Below are 20,790 nucleotides of genomic sequence, written 5' to 3' on the forward strand. Positions count from 1 at the left end.
TAATAAATATAATTGCATTCTATTTCATTTTAACATAATTCCGACATATCAGAACGAGCGATTACACTTGCTACTGAACTAACTGTTGTCTCAGTTAACACCGTCATCATATCATTGACTGTTAATGCTTGTAAAATGGCAATTTCGTCTTGTAGTGTGGCCTCATCAAAAGTTTGTCCTTCAAATCGAATGGCAATTTCCTCTAATTGATTTAACTTATTGATCAAGCGACTGAGTGCATCGTTTTTCACTAAATGAAAACTATCCTTAAGCTGATTGACCTGTGCTGGCAAGTCAGTAAGCATTTTTGAAACTTCTGCAATCACAAGTTCAGGATCTGCCGTTTCAGCAGCAATTGTTAAGTATGCAAAATTACGTTCTGCATCAAATTCTGCACTAAAGTTATCATCAATCAAACCATCATTATACCAATCCATATAAGCTGGTGAAAATTCACCAAAGATTAAATCGATTGCTAGGCTACCAATAATCGTCACGCGTAAAATATCACGGCGCGAAAGCTTGTTGAAGTCGATTTCCCAGCGCTGCCCTAACACCACTTTATTGCGAACGACGTTTAACGATACTTCTAACGGTGTTGTGATAACTGGCTCAAGTTCTGGTATCAATTTAACAACTGATTTCGTTGCTGCACGTTGTCCTGCAGGTGAATTTTTAACCAAAGCTAGCATTTCCTGCTCATCAAACGAACCAGTAATTACAACGTCCATATTATCTGGTTGATAAAACGCTGAAAATGCCAAATGAAGTTGTTCTGGCGTAATTTGATGGACAGAAGTTGCTGTTCCTGCAATGTCTTGTCCCAACGGATCTCCTGGATATAAACGTGTCAAAATCAGCCGATATAATCTCGAGTTAATATCATCCTCATACATATCAATTTCTTGCGTGATGATATCTTGTTCCCGTTGCACAGTCTCTAAGTCAAAATATGGTTCTTGTGTGAATGTTAATAATTCCTGTAAGGCTGCTTGATTACCAACCGCTGTAGAAACATAGTAGCTTGTGCGTGTCTGAGTGGTAAACGCATTGGCATTTGCCCCTAATTCACTCAATCGGGAGAAAGCATCATAATCTGGTTGTGCAAATAAACGATGTTCCACAAAATGGGCGACACCAGCAGGTTGTGATACAAGCTGCCCATGATTCATGAATAGACGATCACGCGCACCATAGTCGACTGTCACCATCCCCACCACTTGATGAAAATCTGGTCGAGGTAGTAAATGAACACGCAACCCATTATCCAATGTGACATGCTTTTCCGCTGGAAAAAAATTCTGCGATTTAGTCAACATTTGCGTCTCCTCCAACCATTTCATACTGTAATTGCAAAACTGCTCGTTGCGCTAAAGCTTGCACCTGCTCAGCCGTCACTGCATCGATTTTAGCCAACCATGCGTCGTCAGTTAACTCTTGGTGCAAAACTTGCTGATTGTACAAACGATCGGCCAAATAAAGCGGTTGATCTAATGTCATCGTATATGACGTTTTCAATAATTGCTTAACAATGGCTAACTCTTCTTCAGACACCAATGTCTGTTGCAGATGCTGTAATTCTTCATTAATTTTAGTTATCGTGATTGCTAAATTGATTTGATCAACCCCAGCTTCTACCAACAACAAGCCAGTGTATGGATTGTAATCTGACGAGATACCATAGACAAGACCGGCTGACTCGCGAATATTTAAGAACAACCTTGAAATTGCCAGACCACCAAAAAGACCATTAAATACATTAGCAATAAACCGTTCACCACTATTTGACATTAATGAATAGCCCAAAACTAATCGTGCTTGGGTCACTTCATCCTGTGATTTGACCTGTTTAACTTGTGGCAACAAATCCTGATGATAAGTTGCCTGTAACAATTGCTGGCGTGGTGCAAAGTTAAACTGAGTGGTTGCCGCAATCACTTTATTGAAATCAACATCCCCCACTACCACAATATCAATACGATCGTGGGCAATACTATCTTGCCAAGCTTGCCATGCCTGTTGTGCCGTGGTGGCTTCCAGACCATCAATTGTCCCAAACGCTGGTAGTGCCTGGTCTGAAGCACCAAAATAGGCTTGCAAGGCTTCCCGTAACGCATAATATGGTTTGTCTTCACGTAAGCCAGCGACTTCATCTAGCGCCATTTCTTTTTGTCGGTTAAAAATAACTGATGCAAAACCCGCTATTTCATCCCCAATTGGATGATTGATTACTTCATTTAAAAAATCAAAACCATCGTTCAGAATATGACTGCCAGCAGTTGTAAAACGTTCATGAACTAAATTTAATTGCAGGCGAACGGTATGTAATTGACCAACTTTGAAAACTTCAGTACCGAAAGCCGCCCCTGTCATCTCACTCAATGCTTGTGCAAATTTAGTTTGTGAGGAATATTTTGCTGAGGCTGTTTCTAACATATTACTTGCTAGAACACGACCATTGAGTGTTTGTCGATTTAATTGTTGCGTAAAATTAACCGCGATGTGAGTTGTCGCAAATTGTTTTGTTGGTAAAACATGGACAAACACACCCGTTTGAATTTCTTTTGTTACCACAACTGTACCTTCTCTGATGAAAATATCGCTTGTATTTTCACTTTCATTTAAAATATGTGCTTAAAATTAGCAATTGCTTTTAAGTATAACCTTTCAACTGACGACTTACCACTCTTTCCAAATAGTGTTAATAGATTTTAAATAGTTATGCGATCAGGCAATTACCATATTAAAACAAATAAAAACTGGGACAGAAATATTCCATCCCAGTTTCTTATTGAAATTTATACTTTATGAAAAGAGTGCTGACAAAATCAAAATAACGATCAAACCAACAACAGAAATCAATGTCTCTAGCACCGTCCAAATCTTCAAAGTTTGTGGTACGTCCAAATCGAAGAACTCCTTGAACATCCAGAAACCAGCATCATTAACGTGTGAAACACCTAGCGAACCGGCACCAATTGCTAGCACAACAAAGGCTGGGTTAACAGCTGTTTGACTGGCAACTAATGGTGCAACAATTCCGGCTGTGGTTAAACCAGCAACTGTTGCTGAACCAACTGAAACACGCAAAATCAATGCAATGATCCAAGCAAAAATAATTGGTGACAATGATGTGTGTGAGAAAGCAGCAGCAATCGCATCAGAGATACCACCAGCAGTCAAGATTCCCTTGAAAGCTGCACCACCAGCAATAACCATCAACAAGTTGGCAATTGACTTCAAGGCATTACCCATTGAGTCACCCACTTCACTCATCGTACGCTTTTGCTTTGGACCCATTGACCAGATAGCGAAGGCCATCGCAATGACCATCGCAATCACTGGGTTTCCAAGCATCGCAATAATTTTATCTAAGACAGATGGATCTGTAATGTAACCTTTTTGGGTTGCATGTGACATGGCCTTCCAAGCTGCATCACCAATCGTACCTGAGTACACTTGCTTACCAGCGTTCACTGATAGCGTGTAAATCGTTGAGATAAGCATGAAGATAACTGGCATCAATGAAGTGAAAATTGCCAAACCAAATGATGGCGTGTCTTCTAGCTTAAATGTCTTAACTTCACCAATCGCATCTAACTTCTTAGTAATCTTAAATGCTTTTGGCTCAATTTTTTTGATCACACGCGTGAACAATGGTCCCGCAACGATCATCGCAATAATGGCAACAACAATACCGTACATCAAGACGATACCAATGTTAGCCCCCAAGATGTTTGTCACTGCGGTAGGTGATGGCTGTGGTGGCAAGAAACCTTGTGCTGCTGACAAAGCGGCAGCCATTGGAATACCCAAGTAAAGCAAAGGTACTTCAGCTTCAAGTGCAATTGTAAACACAATTGGAATCAAAACAACCAGACCAACTTCGAATAGCAATGAGATACCAATGATGAATGACGCACCGGCAACTGCCCACTGCAAACGCTTCTTACCAAACTTGTTGATCAGCGTTGTGGCAATACGATACGAACCACCAGCATCAGAAACTAAACGTCCGATCATTGATCCAAAGCCAAACACAATAATCAGCTCGCCCATGGTACCACCGATACCATCTTTTAGCGCACCGGCAATTCCTGCTGGATTCATACCCAATCCAAGGGCAACTAGAATTGATGTAATGATTAATGCCACGAAGGTATTAACATTTAACTTCAGGATGAAAAATAGCAACAAGGCAATCCCAAGCACTAAAATCAAAAATGGCCAAACGTTAAAATCGCTTAGCAACCATTGATATAGTCCTGTAGACTTGTCAATTGATAATCCTGTTAGCATTGTAAACATAATATACTAACCTCTACAATCAAAAAATAATTTCACTTACAACCGTGTAAGCGATTGCTCAACTTGATTATTGTACACCCTTTCACTAACTTTTTACAACCGGGCAAGACACAAAAAAAGTTTGAGACAACAATTGCTGTCCCAAACTTGGTACACACATATATATTATCTTCACGACTTATCGGAAGCCACCCCCACCGGAGCCACCACCGAAGCTACCACCACCAGAAAAGCTCGTCCCACCACCACTACCAGTACTTGTAGCCGTAGACATTGCCCCACTGCTAAAGTGTTGGACAGCAAAGAATGGATAAAGTGAGCCATAATAGTAAGCACTTTCTGCTTCATACCCTGGATAAGCAATCGTCAATTGCTCGGCGACCTCTTCAGCAATACCAAAGGCGGCAGCTGCTAACATCAGATCATCCCATAGCCCAACTTCTTGTGGCGTTCGTTCATCTAGTAAGGTAAATTCTTGCAAGTAATTCTTTAGCCGTGCTAAGTCCAGATCAACCGCTGTGGCTGCCGGTTTTTTTTGGAAACCTTGAAGCCATGATGCCGCACGATTTGCACGGTCACGTTTACGGTCCCCTGTTTTTACACGTTTTGAATCTTCAGAGAAGAAAAGGTCATTTGCCTCCCCATATTGTTGACTGTAATCACGAAAAGCCTTGGTTAGCGTTTCAAGTTTCTTGCTATGTTTACTTAAATACTGCCCAAATGCTTTTTGCGTAACCACACCATCTGTTGCCGCATTTTGAAGTAATTGATGCAACTTTTGAATTGGTTCAGGTGTGTCCTCGGCAAGTGCCTTATCAGACAACACAAACGTTATTTTCTTCTTATTGGGTTTCTTTTCACCATCTTTTGTCTGTATCGTCAGGTATTGATCACGTATCAATTGTAACAATCCCACTGACAAAAAATTATTTGTTGCTACATTAGATAGCATCGCACTAAATAGCAGATAGACATTATAAATACTACCAGTTGGTACTTCGCGATAATACTCCCCTTTTGTTTGTTTCTGTAGCGTACGAATCGTTGGATAATAGCGACGATAGTTTCGATACCAAAGGGTTACCCAAATGCCACCACCAAGGACTGACAAAATAACGATGGTCACGACAATTATCGCTAACCGACGACCTTGGTCATTTTTTACAGTTTCACCATTTTTATAATCTTGATAATTATAGTCGCTGCCTTTAAAGGCTTCTTTCATATATGAATCAAATGATCGTGATGTTGTATACAACGTACCATACGTGTGTCGAGGAATTTGAACAATCATCTTAACATAATTGTCCTCCGACAAATCCTTAGTACTTTGCATCATCACTTGGCCCTTGTCAAAGGCTGTTTTTCCTGCAAAACCAAAGCCCCAAACACCATAACCATTCTTCACCGAAAACTGATGATTAGGATCATGGAGCGTCACTTTCAAATGCTTTGGTGAAATGGCCACATCACTGTTCAAAAATTGCCAAGCAATCATTTGCTTTGTGGCTGTTTGCTCAACAAAGTTACTAATTTGATAGCGAATCGTGTATTGGTGCGTACCATATTTGGTAATTCCCCAATTTAACTCATTGCCATGCTGACCAAATTTGTACGCCTTCTGTTTACGATTGTCATCCGTCTGCCAGTTTAGCTGTCGATTAAACGGACGGCCATCCATACTGACCTGATAATTTGACAGTGCTTGTGGACCAACCAATTTCACAACTTTATAAATTTCACTACCTTCATCAGCGGTTACTGACCAATTTTCAGTGATTGTTGCCGTTCCTTGATCATTCAAAACAACATCAATATTCATGCGATTAACTGTTTGTTCAGCCGAAATACTCTGGCCATTTCCTAGCATGACAAACGAGGCAATACATGCCAGAAATAGTAACCAGAGTGGCTTTACTCTGATTTTTCCCATTGTGGCATCTCCTGTTTTCCTGGCGTATTTTCGAAATACTTTTCCTGATTAAAGCCCATCGACCCAGCAATCATAAAGTTAGGAAAGACTTGGATTGACCGATTTAACTTGGTCACTGAATCGTTATAAACCATTCGTGACAAACGGACCTTGTTCTCAAATTCATCGACCGCCGTCATTGTTTGTTGATAAACATGACTGGCTTTTAAATCTGGATATTGCTCAGCTAAGGCATTAACAACACCTAATACCCGATTGAATTGTTGTTCATCCGCATTAACATCAGCAACATCTGACCGTTCTGAAACGTTTTGACGAGCATTAACAATCTTCTCAAACGTTTGACTTTCATATGTTTGATATTTTTCTGTTGCTTGCATCAAATTGGTTAGCGCATCCCAACGGCTTTCAATTTGTGCGGCAATTTGCCCCATGGCATTACGTACATTCTCACGGAGTCTAACTAATTGATTGTAAATAGCAATTAACCAAACAACAATAATAACGATTACGACACCAATAATAATTCCCCATACCATATCAATCTCTCCTGTTCTATTTTGTTAGATTATCGAGATACTTCTACGTACTTTATAACATAAAATGAACTAAAAATCATTGCATAACCTCTCATTGCAAGTACGCTTGGCGATACCAAGCATAAACTGCTTTGGCATCTTGCTCTGGCAAGTAACGAATTTTAATTGATAACTCAGTATTGCCGCTTCGCAGACGAATTACCAAATGAACAAGTCCTGTCTGCCGCATCAAAATACTTTGGGACAATTGCATTGCTTGGATATTTTTCTTAGGCATATAATAGCGTTTTTTACCAAACAAACGACCAACCTGAGCCACCAAAATTTTCTCGCCAGTGACACCAATTTCTGTCTTTTTCCCCGTATAAATCCCTAAGCTCCATGCTACTGGCAATACAATCAGGGACAATAAACCAAACGGACGCAGAAAAACGCAAATCGGTACACAAATTAGCGCCGCAATTAATAAACGATTACGAATCAAGGCCCAACGGCCACGCGCGTTAGCTCGCCATCTTGATTTGCCTGTAACATCTTGTATTGGTAACCAATCGATAAAAGCGTGCATTTGCTGTTGCACGTCTTTTGATTGTACGACGGGCATAATAACTACACCGCCACTTTTTTCATCATCAGAAGCATTCGCAGCAACCAATGCTTGAACTGTTGTTAAATGTAATAATTGTCGTAACCAAGATTGGATATAGACAACACTTTGAATGCGATTGAGGCGGACGGTCACTCGACTAGTTTGAAAAAAGCCCTTATTTGTTGTTAACTGCGTACCATGTTGCACAATTTTAAAATGATAGTATCGTTGAATAATCAACAAATAGGAAATGACAACCGCTAGCAATATGACAAACACAATGTCAAAAATAATCACTGTTTCTGTCTGCTGACTAAACCGACTAACCAATTGGGTGAGATAGTGTTTTGGTAGAATATCATCTAGCCGATTATAAACAACACTTATTCCCAATAAGATTGGCACCATACTAAATGAAGTCACCGCATATAGATTTAAATCGCGCCACTTAATTTGATACTGCTGTTTCACTTCATCATCACGATGCACAGCATTCGTCGGTGACATCGGTTGATCGTTTATTTCTGAACGAGCATTCTGTTTTAATTGTTCCAGTTCGTGCACTTCTTTTAAAGAAATAATCGGCAAACTAGCATCTGCTTGATTATCAACATGTGCAGATGTTTCGATTTTTAAACTAACCAACTGGAAAGGTTTCATAAAAAACCATTGTTTTGTCTGAAACGTTTGAATCTTTGGATAAGTTAAGTGAAGTTGTTGTTTGTTGAATAAACCTTGCTTAATCATAATTTCATCGGCTGAAATAGTATAAGTTAGCGTGGCATAACGACTGACTATAAAAAAAACACCCACACAAACAGCTGCCACTAACCACCACCATAATTGATTAGCCACACCTAATAACAATAAAACCCACCAAGTCTTCACTTCTTCAACCAAAAAAATGACTAACGCTAATGGATGAAGGTGTTTTGCTTTAACTGTCATAAACATCCTCTTCCTTTGCTAAATCCATAATTTGATTTTTTAATTGCGTCGCCGTTGCTAAATCGACACCACCGATTTCATGGACAGCTGCTGCCGTATGAATCTTAACGGATTGTAATTTATTCAGTTGTAGCAACGGACCAGCTGACAGGGTAACATCTTGAATTCGTAAAATTGGTACCGCTGTTGTTTGACGAACGAAAAAGCCAGTGGTAATTTCAACATCGTGACCCGAAATCTGATACCGCCAAAATTGATAACGGTACGGAATCAAGCTAAATTCTACGCTCGAAAAAATCACACCAATAGCGGCTACCACCCATATCAACCATACTGGCCATGCAAAAAAATAATGACATACGACGACACCTATTACGATACCGACCGTAATTAATAAATTAACCGCCGCTTGCAAACGCCAAACTGTTTTAATCTTTTCAGGTAATTGTTGTCCCATTTTATAGAAATATCCATCCCTTCCCTTAATGAGTCTAAGCCTACCATAATCAGAATTTAGATTGCAAACAACTTCAGGAGAACGAAACAAAAAAGACCAGATCCTTTTAATAGGTTCTGATCTTTTTTACTAATACGTAATATTTATTTTTCAATATGTGTTCGTTGATAATCTGCAATTGCCTTATACTCTGTTTGCAATTGACGTGATAGACGAATGAAAATTGGTGTTAATTCACGATAAGCATCGTAGTTTTCAGGATTTGGTTGGTAAGTATTTGCCTCTCCAATCATATCACCAATAACTTCCAAATTATCAATTAGACCTAACGCCTTTTGTGCCATCACCGTTGCTGCCAATGCACCTGATTCAAATGCGGTTGGTACAGTAACTGGTTGCTCGAAAATATCCGCAGCCATTTGACGCCACAATGGTGAACGAGCGAAACCACCCGTTGCTTGAATGGCTGATAGGTCACCAACAACTTCTTCAAGTGCTAATGAAACCATATAGATGTTAAAGATGATTCCTTCTAGGACAGCACGAACCATGTGCGCACGCGTATGGTTATGTGTCAAACCGAAGAATGAACCACGCGCATTAGCATCCCAAATTGGTGCGCGTTCGCCACCCAAATATGGATGGAATAGCAAGCCATCAGCACCTGCCGGAATCTTTGATGCAATTTCAGTTAATAAGTCATATGAATCAATTCCTAATAACTCAGCTGTCGACTTTTCTGAATCGAACATGTTATCACGAGCCCAACGGAAAACATCACCACCGTTATTAACCGGTCCACCAACGACCCAGTGATCCTTATCCAAGGCATACGTAAATGTACGACCTTTTGGATCAATCTTTGGTGCATCTGTTACCACGCGAATAGCCCCTGATGTCCCGATTGTGACCGCTGCGACACCCGGTTGAATCGCATTAACCCCTAGGTTTGATAATGGACCATCACCAGCACCGTAGATGAATGGCGTGTCGACATCCAAGCCCATTTCTGCTGCATATTGTGGATCCATGCCTGTTTCAATCGTATATGGATCAACCGGTTCTGGCAATTGTTCCTTAGTGATGCCAGTTACTGACAATGCTTGCTCATCCCAGTCCAAGTTAAAGATATTAAATAGACCTGTTCCCGAAGCAATTGAGTAATCCATCTTATTGGCACCAAATAAACGATTAAACAAGAATTCCTTAATGCCAAGATAATGAACAGCATTATTATAGATATCAGTGTGTTCGTTTTTCAACCAAAGCAACTTTGACAAAGGTGCCATTGGGTGAATTGGTGTTCCTGTCTTACTGTAAATTTCTTGACCAATACCGTTTGACTTTAATTCTTCTGTATACTTAACAGCTCGTGCATCCGCCCAAGTAATCACACGTGTCAAAGGCTGCCAGTCAGCATCAAATGCAATTAATGAATGCATTGCTGAACTAAATGAAACACCTAAGATTTTGCCATCTTTTGCTGCACGTGTCACTTGTGCCATCGCATCAGTGAAAGCTTCCCAAATCTCATCTAGGTCTTCTTCGGCCATATCTGGTGCATCACGGTATAGTTTGTAACCTTTATTTGCACTTGCGATCACATGTCCCTTTGTATCAAACAAGACAACTTTTGTTGACGTTGTTCCCAAGTCAACTCCAATTAGGTAATCCATTAATAAAACCTCTCATATTTTATATTTTGTTCAAACGCTTACTTTAATTTTATGTAAAAAACTTACATTTTGCAAACAAAGACACGAAAATTTTTTTCTACCTTGTTTCATTTCCGGGATGACCCCCGGCTGGTCGATAAATACTGCGATTATCTAATGCCCATTGACGAGGTGAAAATTCGCCTGGATTAGTCTCGGCTAAAGCATTGTCAAAACTCTGCATACCAGCATCCAATTCATCAAGTTGATGCAACACATTGGCTTCTTTGATCATCGGACGTACCGGCGACCCATATTCTAATAAACCATGATGCGCCAAAACCGTGTGACGTAAAATAATCATGTCTTCACTTTTCAGATCGATCTGTAATTCTGTTGCTGCTAAAACAATTTCTTCATCAACTAACACAATATGGCCAATTAAATTACCAGCGGTTGTATATTGCGTTGCTACCGGTCCTGATAATTCAATCACTTTACCAATATCATGCAATAATGCGCCAGCATATAACAGACTAGCATCTAAATTATCATATTGCTTGACCACAGCTTGTGCCAAATGAACAATGGACAACGTATGAAAGGCTAACCCACCAGCAAACGCATGATGATTACTTTTCGCAGCGGGAAATTGTAGAAATTGCTCACGATATTTACCAAGAATATGACGAACAATTCGTTGCCAGTTAGCATTTGTTATCTGAAAAATAATTGCTGAAACTTCTTCAGCCATATATTGTTTTTTCATTGGTGCTGCCGCCACAAAATCTGCTGGATCTTGTGGTTCACCAATTTTACTTGGTCGAATCGACAAAACTTTTAGTTGTGGTTTATCTTGATACGCCTGACGCACTGCTTGGATGTAGACCACGATTCCTGCATGTAACTCATTGACCTCGGCATCGGTCGTATCCCACTTCATCCCCTTAATGTCCATTGAACGGTCAGCCAATTGTAAAGCTAAGTATCGTTTTCCCTGCTGTGTCACCCGTGCATCAACTTCTTTGAGTAATGCAAAGGTTTCAACACGTTCATCTAATTGATAATCCTTTAATTCTTTTGCCAAAATAGCCTCCTATTGTTGATGAGTCAATGTTAAGACATGTTTGCCCTGTGTCTTTTGGGCTGTAAAGTAGAAAATTTGTTGCTCAGATGATGCTAAATCTGCTAATAATGTCAACATCGTTTGTCGACGTTGCTCATCAAAATCAACAAAGGCATCATCAATCAACAATGGTAATTGCAAAGTGGCAGTGACGTTTTTAACAAAAGCTAAACGTAGCGCCACATACAATTGTTCTGCTGTCCCCTTTGATAATTGATTCACACCTAAAATCTTGCCATCATTTCGAACTACTTTTAACAAGGTCTTCGTCTGCTGAATCGTTTGATAATGATTATCAGTCAACTGCCTTAAAAATGTTCCTGCCTGAGCCAAAAGATTTGGTAAGCGATCAGCAATTGCCGCGTTTAGGGCTTGCTTAATCCATTCACTACCTAACCGATCAACAAAATATTGCGTTAATTGTTGATTAACAACAGCCACTTGATTGGCGACCACTTGCTGTTGATGTTCAATCGTATTATCAGTCTGCAAGTTTTGCAACTGCACATTGATTTCAGCTAGTTTTTGATTCAATTGATTTTTTTCATCCTGAATGCGTTGCAAAATGGTTTGTTGATCTGTCATTGCTGGCTTATCGTCCGTTGCAATTGCGGCTTGTGCGGCGAGTTCATGTAGGTCAGCCCCTTTTAGCTGTTCTTCAAGCATATTCGCCTCACGTTGTAAGTCATTAATATGACGTTGGGCATCACGGCGCTGTTGTAGCATGGCTACATCCTTCACCCCGAGTTTTTGATACAATTCTTGTAACGTTTGTTGTAGATTAGCCCGTTGTAACTGCTGTTGTCCCATGGTTTCTTGCTTGATATGAATATCTGCTAGTCGTTTACGGTATTCATCAACCGTCAATCCCTCACCCAGCCAATTTAAAGCCGCTCGCATCTTCACAAGTTCTGACATCATGGCTTGTTGGTCATGAATAATTTGATTATTTGACAACATCATGTCGTTAATCCGTTGGATATCTGTTTGTGCGGCAAAAATATCAGCTGTCGCCATTTGCTGGTAGGCAGCAGGCAAATCTTGTTGAGTGTTAGCTACCACATTTGTTTTCTGCTGACGACTGCCCCACCAACCAAGCAACAGACTAATTAGCGCTAATAGAATACCTATTGCAACATGACTAATCAACAATGCACCAATGATGATCAAACTACTAATGATTATCGCGATAATTAACCAGCTATTCTTAGTTGATTGTTGTCCCGTTTCCTTTTGGCCACCCAACTGACTTTTTTGCTGATCAGTTAATAACGGTGGTACTTGTGTCCAATGATATTTTTCTAGTAATGCTGTTTGCGCTTGAACCGCTTTGACTTGTTGTTCAGCTAAATTTTTTTGTTGATTTTCTAACTTCTCTAATTGCCTTAGTGCAACCGTTGCCGATTCAACCTGTTGTTTCGTTACTGCAGTCGTAACCATGACGTCATCTAAGGCCGTCAACTGTTGACGTACACGATCAGCTTTGTCGGCTGCCGTTAAATCTAATGGTTTACCAGTTGCTTTCACTTGCTGTTTAATTTGTTGCCAACGTCGATATACCGGTAACAAATGCACCTGGGCTTGTTGATGATTCATTTGACCTTGTAATTGGGCTTGTCGTTGCTCTAAACTCGCCACACGCTGGGTCAAATGTTGTGCCTCAGCTTGTAATTTATCCAATGATGGTTGTTGACGCAAATTATTTTGTAACTGTTGACGTTGCATTTGTAAATTCGCCAACGCTTGATTTAGTTCACGATGGGCCGTTTTTGTGCTACCAAATTTCGCAGTTGCTGTTTTATCCCAACGATTCGCAACTTCTAGCCAGTTCTGTGCACCTGGCGTAGCAAGTGTGCGTAAGTAGGCTGCAAAGTCATCCGGTTTCAATGAAAAGATATTCATTAAAGCTTCTTGATCAAAACTAAAAATTGCTAAATATAATTCACGATCAACTGGTCCCAATAGCTTTGTTAGCATGGCTTCTGGATCAGCAAATTGTTGACCACTGCCTACAGCAGTTAATGTCGTCACTGTCTGCGTCCTTCCCAGACGCTCGAGTTCATAAAGCTGGTGATCAACTTCAAACTGCATACTACCACCATATGGTCCCTTGTCTAGGGGTTCATAGGTGTTGATTTTACGTCCTTTAGCTTGTGGAAAACCAAATATCATATCAAATAAAAATTGATGTAACGTCGTTTTTCCGGCTTCGTTTAGTCCTTGAACCACTTGTAACCCTTGAACGAAATCAAATGTTTGCTGATTAAACTGACCAAATCCAACAATATGCACTTTTTTAATCCACATGATATTCATCCCCTATCTGTGACAAGTGTAATTGTGTTTTAACAGCTTCCTGTAAAGCTTGTAATGTCTGCGCATTTAAAAAATGATCGAGCACATCGACATCCGTAACTTGTTTTAATCCCATCTTCTGCAATTGTTCACGGGTGAACACATCGCCAATGGTTTCCGACCAATAGCGTTCATCAACTGCTGGTAATGGTAGGTGCTGCTCTTGTGTTTGTGCCTGGATTTCATAAATAAAAAACATATCGGTGGTTTGTGCTGCAGCAACAAACTGTGCTAATAGTTGTTGGTTCACAATTGCTGACAATACATTAGGATCCTCAGTTATCAGATTTAATGAAATTAATTCAAATTCATCCTTCATCGCAAACTGTCCTCGGACATATTGCACAACTGTGCTCAGGTCACGTTCAGTACGTACCTCGGCTGTTACCCAGGTTATTGGTGCAACCGGAGTAAATGTCGGCACTAATTCATTTCCCTCACTTTCCACCATGTAATATCCCTTAGCACCAGTTTCTGTTTTATCCAGTCCTTGAATACTACCAGAATACCCGATGAATGGCTTTTTTTGTAAGGTTTCACGTACATGAATATGACCAAGCGCCCAATAATCATAATGTTTCTGTTGCATCGCTTGCAAATTAAATGGCGCATAGTTTCCTGAACCAACCTCGCCCATAGATCCATGATAAATCCCAATATGCCAATCATCTTGAGTTGATTTAATAGGAAATTCAGCAACCTGATCTGTTGTTATATGCCGCTGTGTATATGAAAAGCCTGAAATGGCTACAGACTCATGATTTTTTGTCTGCATGTGGTATGTTGTCACGTCTTTTGGGAATAATGTGACATTTTTAGGAAATGTGGGTACCCGTTGCCAATCAAGAACGTAGTCATGGTTACCAAAGCCCACATAGACCGGAATATTTTCCGTTGCTAATCGCTCTAGCTCCCTGACTAAATCTAATTGTGCACGTGCATCAGGAGTAGTTGTATCGAACAAATCGCCAGCCAATACAACGAAATCTACCGCCGCAGTGATGGCATCATCCACTAATCGATGGACTGCCGTTTCAGTTGCAGCTTGTAACTGATCGGTTAACCAATCTGGTGTCATTGATAGACCACCAAATGGATTGCCAAGATGCAAATCACCAGCATGAATAAACTTCATTTTTCTAACCCCTTTTTTGTTTTATAAACGCGTTCCAAAACGACTTTTGTCTCGCTCTATCAATTTCATTATATTGGAGATTGTCTATAAAAAAAAGAGTGGCGCGTTGCGACACTCTTTTTTGAATTTGGTAGATTGATACCTACTAAAATTATCTTGATTATAAGCTTATAATTTTTATAGCATAAACGCGTTCCAAAAGTCTGAAGCCTTAATGTAACGAAATTTACGACATTCTTGTCCTTCGCTTTGCTACGGCCAAAAATGACGAAAATAACGTTACATACCAGCTTCAAAACAACTTTTGTCTCGCTCTCTCACTTAGTTTTGACCGTACAACTCCGCAATTGGCTTTGTAATAATGTCATTGATTTCCATCAACAATTGGTTCAAACCTTTTTCAGCTTCAAGCATCTTCTTTAGAGAATCATACTTTTCCATCTCATTGGCAACTTCTTGCCAAGCTTTGATTTGATCTTCTGCTGGTTCATTACCAGATTGAACTGCTTGGTTGATTTGCGTTTGTGCTTGTTGGAAACGAGCAAAGATAGCTTTTGCTTCTGGCTCACCCTCAACAGCCGCAATGGCATCACGCAAGGTCTTGTATTGTGCTGTTTCACGTAAATTTTCAGCAACTGCATTAACATTATCGTAAATATTAATCATAAATATATATTCCCCATCCCTTTTAATTATTCCATTATCTCATATTTTATTATCATTGTGGTAATAATGATTGAATTCCGGACCAAGCTTTTTTCGCACCATCTTTGACATTACTCCAAGCACTGGAAGCACCATTTTTAATATCATCACCAATACCAGAAATATTATTGGCAATACCATTTTTCTTATTTGAAGCAGCATCCTCAGTAGCCGACAACTTTGCACGGACACTTTTCACACTAAATTTCGTCTGTGCCGTATTCGGCAGTACTTGTTCAAGTGTTGTCTTCATCAATGGTCCAGCCGTCTGTGACAAATAAGCTGAAATCGTATGACTCGCATCCGTTTCATCATAACCAGTCCATGTTGTCACAACGACGTCTGGTGTATAGGCAATGGCCCATGAATCAGTCGCGTTGTCACTGGTTGAGTTAGTTCCCGAAACTTCAGTCGTTCCGGTCTTACCGGCAACATCATAGCCCGTTGGATCAGCTGCAACCCCGGTTCCATGAGTGTATACGCCAAGCATCATTGAGGTCATTTCATTAGCAACACGCTTCGACCATAGTCGCGTATGCTTTTCTTTGGCTTGGGCAATTGTCTTACCTGAAGCATCAACAATTTTTGTAATGAAATGACTACTACTCATCTCTCCACCATTTGCAAAGCTTGTGTAAGCTTGCGTCAATTGTAACGGTGTCACACCCTTTTTCAGACCACCAATAGCAAGTGCTAAATTCTTATCAGATTTTGTTAATGGCAAACCTGCCTTAACCGCAGCATTATAACCTGCATTCACACCCATTTGATCAAGTAACCAAACGGCTGGAATATTGTAAGAATTTTCCAACGCCTTGTACATTGGTATTTTCTCACTAGTGTAATTACCATAGTTTGATGGTGAATAACCATTCGTTCCAAAACTCATCGTACTATTCTTTAGTTCAGAGTCATACGAGAAACCACGCGATAATGATGGCCCATAATCAACAATCGGTTTGATCGTTGATCCTGGTGAACGATATGACTGTGTTGCACGATTAAAGCCTCTAAATACATGATCTCCACGACCACCAATAATTGCCCGTACACCACCAGTTTTTGCGTCCATTACTACCGAAGCTGCTTGTGAACCTTCACCGATTGGATTCAAGGTCGCATCAGCATAATCATTTTGTAAATTAGTTTGATCCTTTTGATTCAAAGTTGTATAAATCTTATACCCATCATCCAAAATATCTTGCTCTTTCAAGCCATATTTACTCATAGCCTCATTAATGACTGAATCAAAATAATACGGATAATTGTAATTTGAATTATCAACTTCATGGTTCGTTGCCCCTAAGGCAAGTTTTGCATTGTAATCGGCTTGTGCTTGTGTCAAATACTTTGTTGCCACCATATTTTGTAGCACTTGGTCACGACGTTGCTTAGCGGCATCTTTATAGGTTAGTGGATCATAACCATTTGGTGATTGTAACATACCAATTAACATAGCACTTTGTGAAACTGATAAGTTGGCCGCACTGACACCAAAATATTTCTCAGCGGCATCCTGAATTCCCCAAACACCATGACCAAAATAAGCATTATTTAAATACATGGCCAAAATATCATGTTTAGAGTATTCTTTTTCAACTTGAATTGACAAAAATAGTTCACGTGCCTTACGAGTAACGGTTTGATCTTGACTCAAAAAGGCATTTTTCACTAATTGTTGCGTCAAGGTTGACCCACCAACAGACACGCTACTACCACGTAAACGATACCAAATAGTTGTCAAAACACCACGTGTCATCCCACGAATTGAAAAACCATGTTCCTGATAAAAATGACGATCCTCAGTTGCAATCACCGCATTAACTGCATGTGGTGAAATATCACTGAATTTAACATACGTTCCCTTTTGACCAGACAAACTACCGGCTTTATTACCAGAAACATCATAAATTTCAGTAGTTGACTGAAGACGCTTTTTCAAATCAGAAACATCTGTCGTTTTGGCCTCAAAAGTTCCTAAAACGCTCACTACCAGAATAATCGATAGGAAAAGCGCAATTAACCATCGATTAATTTGAAACCTATGCCAGAACGGACCAAAGGTCTTTCTTATCCATGCATAGAACGGACGGAAAAATCGTTGATGCCATCTAATTAACGGTCCAAAAAATTTTCGTAACCAGTTAGTCACCGGTGTCATTTTTTGATGGCACCAATCTTTTAGTCCTTTAAAAAATTCTTTCATATTATTGCATCCAATTATTAAATTGTTCAACCAAAGCAACTGCTGCATCAGCTGTTGGCGTTGTGACATATATTGTATTATGACCAGCTAGTGTGCCAATCACGTTAGGCATTTCTGCAGCATCAATCATGGCAGCTAGCCGATTACCATTTCCCTGTGTTGTTTTTACCACAACCATAAAAGATACTGGGGTAATTTCTACGGCCATATCTGCAAAACCTTGTTCAATTTGATTTTTATCACTAACAGTTGTATTAGTTGCATCTGCCATCACTTGATATCTTGATTGACCAGTTGCATCGGGACGACGCACAATCCGCAATTCTTTGATATCACGCGATACCGTTGCTTGTGTGACCGCAATCCCTGCATGTTGTAAACGATGCAGAATCTCTTCTTGAGAATCAATCACATTATGTGCCAATATTTCAAGAATCATTGCTTGCCGTTCTTGCTTTTTCAAAGCCATGTTTCATTCCTCTTTTTTACTTAGTCATTATGACTGGTAATCTATCGCCGTCACTTATACTATTTTATCATAATCGGCTATTTCACTTAACTTTAGCTTATTTTTAGCACAAAGAGAGCGAGACAAAAGTCGTTTTGAAGCCGGTGTGTAACGTGATTTTCGTCATTTTTGGCCGTAGCAAAACGAAGGACACCCATGGCGTAAATTACGTTACATTGAGGCTTCAGACTTTTGGAACGCGTTTATGCTATCAAACTTACGGGCTGATAACTAATACATTTTTAATATAAAAAGGGTTGGAACAAAAATGTTCCAACCTCCTCTTTTGCTAAAATCTTTTAAATTTTAACTACATTTCCTTAGGAGCTTTTACCCCTAGCAAACGTAGTGATTCTGTCAACACATATGAAACAGCAGTCACTAGTGCTAGACGAGCATTTAGTTGATCATCTTCAACTAAAATCTTTGAGTTTGCATAGTACTTATTGAAGGCACGCGCCAAATTCAATGAGTATTTAGCAATGACTGATGGTTCACGATCACGCCATGCGCGGCGCACGATATCATTAAAGCTTGCCACTAACTTTTCAGTTTCCCAAACTTGTTCGTCATCAATTGACAAATTATTTAAGTCTAGTTCTGGCTTACCAGCCTTGCGCAAAATTGATTGTGCACGTGCGTTCGTATATTGTACGTATGGACCAGTATCACCTTCAAAACGCACAACTTCTTCCAATTTGAAATCGAAGTTTCCAAGACGCTCATTCATCAAGTCATGGAAGACTACCGCACCAGTTCCAACTTCATGGGCAACAACTTCTTTGTTAGCTAGATTTGGATTCTTCTCATCAATTTGAGCAGTTGCTAACTTAACAGAATCAGCCAAAACATCCTTCAACAAAATAATCCGACCTGAACGGGTTGATAGTTTCTTACCATCAACTGTGATCATACCAAATGGAATATGCTCAATGTCATCTGACCATTCGTAGCCCATCTTTTTCAAGACAGCCTTCATTTGCATAAAGTGCTCACGTTGTTCGCCACCAACAACATACAATGACTTAACGAAATTGTAGTTATTCTTACGGAAAATAGCAGCTGCTAAGTCACGCGTCATGTACAATGTTGCCCCATCTGTACGTTGAATCATGGCGACGTTCAAGCCTTCATCTTCCAAATCAACAACTTGTGCACCTTGTGATTCAACAAGTAAGTGCTTCTCTTTAAGCGTATCAATAACAGCGTCCATCTTGTCATTATAGAAGGCTTCACCATTAAATGAATCAAAGTCAATATCTAAGTCATTGTATAATTCCATGAATTCTTTTAGTGATTCTTCACGGAACCATGACCATAGTTCATGAGCTTCCTCATCGCCATCTTCCAGCTTTTTAAACCAGGCACGACCTTCGTCATTCAATTCAGGTTGCGTTTCAGCTTCTTTATGGAAACGAACATAATATTTCACTAACGTATTGATAGGATCAGCTTTAACTTCTTCTTCTGATCCCCAACGCTTGTAAGCTGACATCAACTTACCAAATTGCGTTCCCCAGTCACCCAAATGATTAATCTTAATTGGTTGATAACCATTTGCTTTCGCGATTTCAGCTAATGAATTTCCAATAACTGTTGAACGTAAGTGTCCCATTGACATTGGCTTAGCAATGTTAGGTGATGACATATCAATCGTAATATGACCCGCTTCACCATCAGTATTATGTCCATAATCTGTCTGACGTAGGACTTCTGCTAATGTATCAGCGCCAAATTGTGCTTGATCCAAAAAGAAATTGACATAGGGTCCTACGGCTTTAACTTCTTTAAAGCCATCGGTAGCAATTTCTGAAACGATATTTGTTGCAATTTGTTGTGGTGCCATACGACGTGCTTTAGCTAATAAAAATGTTGGAAAAGCGTAGTCACCCATGCTAGCATCCTTGGGCACCTCAATTTTTGAAAGAATCGTTGCATTATCCAATTCAGGGACGACTGCAGCAATTGTTTCTGCAATTTGATTCTTGTAGTCCATTAAGCGTTGTCTCCTTTAGCGTTATCATCTTCGGCATCATCCTCCGCTGAAGGACGTGGTGCAGGATTGTCCGTCTTAACTAAAATCTTAGTTTCTGACATACGTAATACTGCCCGATGATTGTATTCATTCACAGTTGCATCATCTTCAGGATTATTTTCAGTAATAACCACTAATAATGAATGCTCATAAATTTTTTCGACGATACCCTTAAAGTCGTGCTCAAAATTGGCAAACTTCTTACCGGCAACAAAATCGCCGACGTCGAATTCAGATGTATTTTCTACTGGTTCTTTAGCCATGATGGTTTCCCCTTTACTTTTATAACTG

The 20,790-nt window shown here is 39.8% G+C and carries 16 protein-coding genes; all 16 read right to left on the reverse strand.

Translation table 11 applies throughout. The annotated features are described in order from the left end of the window. Positions 1 to 29 precede the first annotated feature (29 nt). Positions 30 to 1,319, reverse strand: a complete 1,290-nt coding sequence (gene yfmH / locus HMPREF0877_RS02020; protein WP_138075718.1) for an EF-P 5-aminopentanol modification-associated protein YfmH — start codon at positions 1,317 to 1,319, stop codon at positions 30 to 32. Continuing rightward, positions 1,309 to 2,574, reverse strand: coding sequence for an EF-P 5-aminopentanol modification-associated protein YfmF (yfmF, locus tag HMPREF0877_RS02025; RefSeq protein ID WP_002827505.1), 1,266 nt, complete (start codon positions 2,572 to 2,574; stop codon positions 1,309 to 1,311). The genes yfmH and yfmF overlap by 11 nt, the downstream gene beginning before the upstream one ends. Before the next feature lie 231 nt (positions 2,575 to 2,805). Then, the gene (locus HMPREF0877_RS02030; RefSeq protein WP_002827506.1) at positions 2,806 to 4,308 is read right to left on the reverse strand and encodes a gluconate:H+ symporter; all 1,503 of its coding nucleotides are present in this window, start codon (positions 4,306 to 4,308) and stop codon (positions 2,806 to 2,808) included. Between the two features lie 178 nt (positions 4,309 to 4,486). After that, positions 4,487 to 6,241: a DUF2207 family protein gene (locus tag HMPREF0877_RS02035; protein ID WP_002827507.1), complete on the reverse strand. Its 1,755-nt coding sequence runs from the start codon at positions 6,239 to 6,241 to the stop codon at positions 4,487 to 4,489. Further along, positions 6,223 to 6,780, reverse strand: a complete 558-nt coding sequence (locus HMPREF0877_RS02040; RefSeq protein ID WP_002827508.1) for a LemA family protein — start codon at positions 6,778 to 6,780, stop codon at positions 6,223 to 6,225. Before HMPREF0877_RS02040 ends, HMPREF0877_RS02035 begins: the two co-directional genes overlap by 19 nt. 91 nt (positions 6,781 to 6,871) lie before the next feature. After that, the gene (locus tag HMPREF0877_RS02045) at positions 6,872 to 8,317 is read right to left on the reverse strand and encodes a PH domain-containing protein (protein WP_040760287.1); all 1,446 of its coding nucleotides are present in this window, start codon (positions 8,315 to 8,317) and stop codon (positions 6,872 to 6,874) included. Further along, complete coding sequence (locus HMPREF0877_RS02050) at positions 8,307 to 8,774, reverse strand: PH domain-containing protein (RefSeq protein WP_002827511.1); 468 nt, start codon at positions 8,772 to 8,774, stop codon at positions 8,307 to 8,309. Before HMPREF0877_RS02050 ends, HMPREF0877_RS02045 begins: the two co-directional genes overlap by 11 nt. A gap of 143 nt (positions 8,775 to 8,917) precedes the next feature. Beyond that, on the reverse strand, positions 8,918 to 10,450 hold the full coding sequence (gene gntK, locus HMPREF0877_RS02055; RefSeq protein ID WP_002827512.1) for a gluconokinase: 1,533 nt from the start codon (positions 10,448 to 10,450) through the stop codon (positions 8,918 to 8,920). 97 nt (positions 10,451 to 10,547) lie between these two features. Further along, positions 10,548 to 11,516, reverse strand: a complete 969-nt coding sequence (locus HMPREF0877_RS02060; RefSeq protein ID WP_002827513.1) for a 3'-5' exoribonuclease YhaM family protein — start codon at positions 11,514 to 11,516, stop codon at positions 10,548 to 10,550. A gap of 9 nt (positions 11,517 to 11,525) precedes the next feature. Next, a complete protein-coding gene (locus HMPREF0877_RS02065; protein WP_040760289.1) occupies positions 11,526 to 13,862 on the reverse strand; it encodes an ATP-binding protein in 2,337 nt (778 codons plus the stop codon). Continuing rightward, positions 13,852 to 15,045 (reverse strand): metallophosphoesterase family protein, encoded by a 1,194-nt coding sequence (locus HMPREF0877_RS02070; RefSeq protein WP_002827515.1) that lies wholly within the window; start codon positions 15,043 to 15,045, stop codon positions 13,852 to 13,854. The genes HMPREF0877_RS02065 and HMPREF0877_RS02070 overlap by 11 nt, the downstream gene beginning before the upstream one ends. A 321-nt stretch (positions 15,046 to 15,366) precedes the next feature. Then, positions 15,367 to 15,711 carry a YlbF family regulator gene (locus HMPREF0877_RS02075; protein ID WP_002827516.1) on the reverse strand — a complete coding sequence of 115 codons (345 nt, stop codon included), beginning with the start codon at positions 15,709 to 15,711 and terminating at the stop codon, positions 15,367 to 15,369. Between the two features lie 52 nt (positions 15,712 to 15,763). Further along, on the reverse strand, positions 15,764 to 17,956 hold the full coding sequence (locus HMPREF0877_RS02080) for a transglycosylase domain-containing protein (protein WP_002827517.1): 2,193 nt from the start codon (positions 17,954 to 17,956) through the stop codon (positions 15,764 to 15,766). Position 17,957: 1 nt separating this feature from the next. Beyond that, the gene (locus HMPREF0877_RS02085; protein WP_002827518.1) at positions 17,958 to 18,425 is read right to left on the reverse strand and encodes an arginine repressor; all 468 of its coding nucleotides are present in this window, start codon (positions 18,423 to 18,425) and stop codon (positions 17,958 to 17,960) included. A gap of 349 nt (positions 18,426 to 18,774) precedes the next feature. After that, positions 18,775 to 20,460 carry an arginine--tRNA ligase gene (argS, locus tag HMPREF0877_RS02090; RefSeq protein WP_002827519.1) on the reverse strand — a complete coding sequence of 562 codons (1,686 nt, stop codon included), beginning with the start codon at positions 20,458 to 20,460 and terminating at the stop codon, positions 18,775 to 18,777. Next, complete coding sequence (locus HMPREF0877_RS02095; RefSeq protein WP_002827520.1) at positions 20,460 to 20,762, reverse strand: hypothetical protein; 303 nt, start codon at positions 20,760 to 20,762, stop codon at positions 20,460 to 20,462. Before HMPREF0877_RS02095 ends, argS begins: the two co-directional genes overlap by 1 nt. Positions 20,763 to 20,790: the final 28 nt, after the last annotated feature.

It is taken from the genome of Weissella paramesenteroides ATCC 33313, from assembly GCF_000160575.1.
Taxonomy (GTDB): domain Bacteria; phylum Bacillota; class Bacilli; order Lactobacillales; family Lactobacillaceae; genus Weissella; species Weissella paramesenteroides.

Coding starts and splice junctions, on each gene's coding strand:
- HMPREF0877_RS02070 (WP_002827515.1), bottom strand. CDS start 15,045: ATGAAGTTTATTCATGCTGGTGATTTGCATCTTGGCAATCCATTTGGT.
- HMPREF0877_RS02065 (WP_040760289.1), bottom strand. CDS start 13,862: ATGTGGATTAAAAAAGTGCATATTGTTGGATTTGGTCAGTTTAATCAG.
- HMPREF0877_RS02095 (WP_002827520.1), bottom strand. CDS start 20,762: ATGGCTAAAGAACCAGTAGAAAATACATCTGAATTCGACGTCGGCGAT.
- HMPREF0877_RS02075 (WP_002827516.1), bottom strand. CDS start 15,711: ATGATTAATATTTACGATAATGTTAATGCAGTTGCTGAAAATTTACGT.
- gntK (WP_002827512.1), bottom strand. CDS start 10,450: ATGGATTACCTAATTGGAGTTGACTTGGGAACAACGTCAACAAAAGTT.
- HMPREF0877_RS02085 (WP_002827518.1), bottom strand. CDS start 18,425: ATGGCTTTGAAAAAGCAAGAACGGCAAGCAATGATTCTTGAAATATTG.
- HMPREF0877_RS02080 (WP_002827517.1), bottom strand. CDS start 17,956: ATGAAAGAATTTTTTAAAGGACTAAAAGATTGGTGCCATCAAAAAATG.
- HMPREF0877_RS02050 (WP_002827511.1), bottom strand. CDS start 8,774: ATGGGACAACAATTACCTGAAAAGATTAAAACAGTTTGGCGTTTGCAA.
- argS (WP_002827519.1), bottom strand. CDS start 20,460: ATGGACTACAAGAATCAAATTGCAGAAACAATTGCTGCAGTCGTCCCT.
- yfmH (WP_138075718.1), bottom strand. CDS start 1,319: ATGTTGACTAAATCGCAGAATTTTTTTCCAGCGGAAAAGCATGTCACA.
- HMPREF0877_RS02045 (WP_040760287.1), bottom strand. CDS start 8,317: ATGACAGTTAAAGCAAAACACCTTCATCCATTAGCGTTAGTCATTTTT.
- HMPREF0877_RS02035 (WP_002827507.1), bottom strand. CDS start 6,241: ATGGGAAAAATCAGAGTAAAGCCACTCTGGTTACTATTTCTGGCATGT.
- HMPREF0877_RS02040 (WP_002827508.1), bottom strand. CDS start 6,780: ATGGTATGGGGAATTATTATTGGTGTCGTAATCGTTATTATTGTTGTT.
- HMPREF0877_RS02030 (WP_002827506.1), bottom strand. CDS start 4,308: ATGTTTACAATGCTAACAGGATTATCAATTGACAAGTCTACAGGACTA.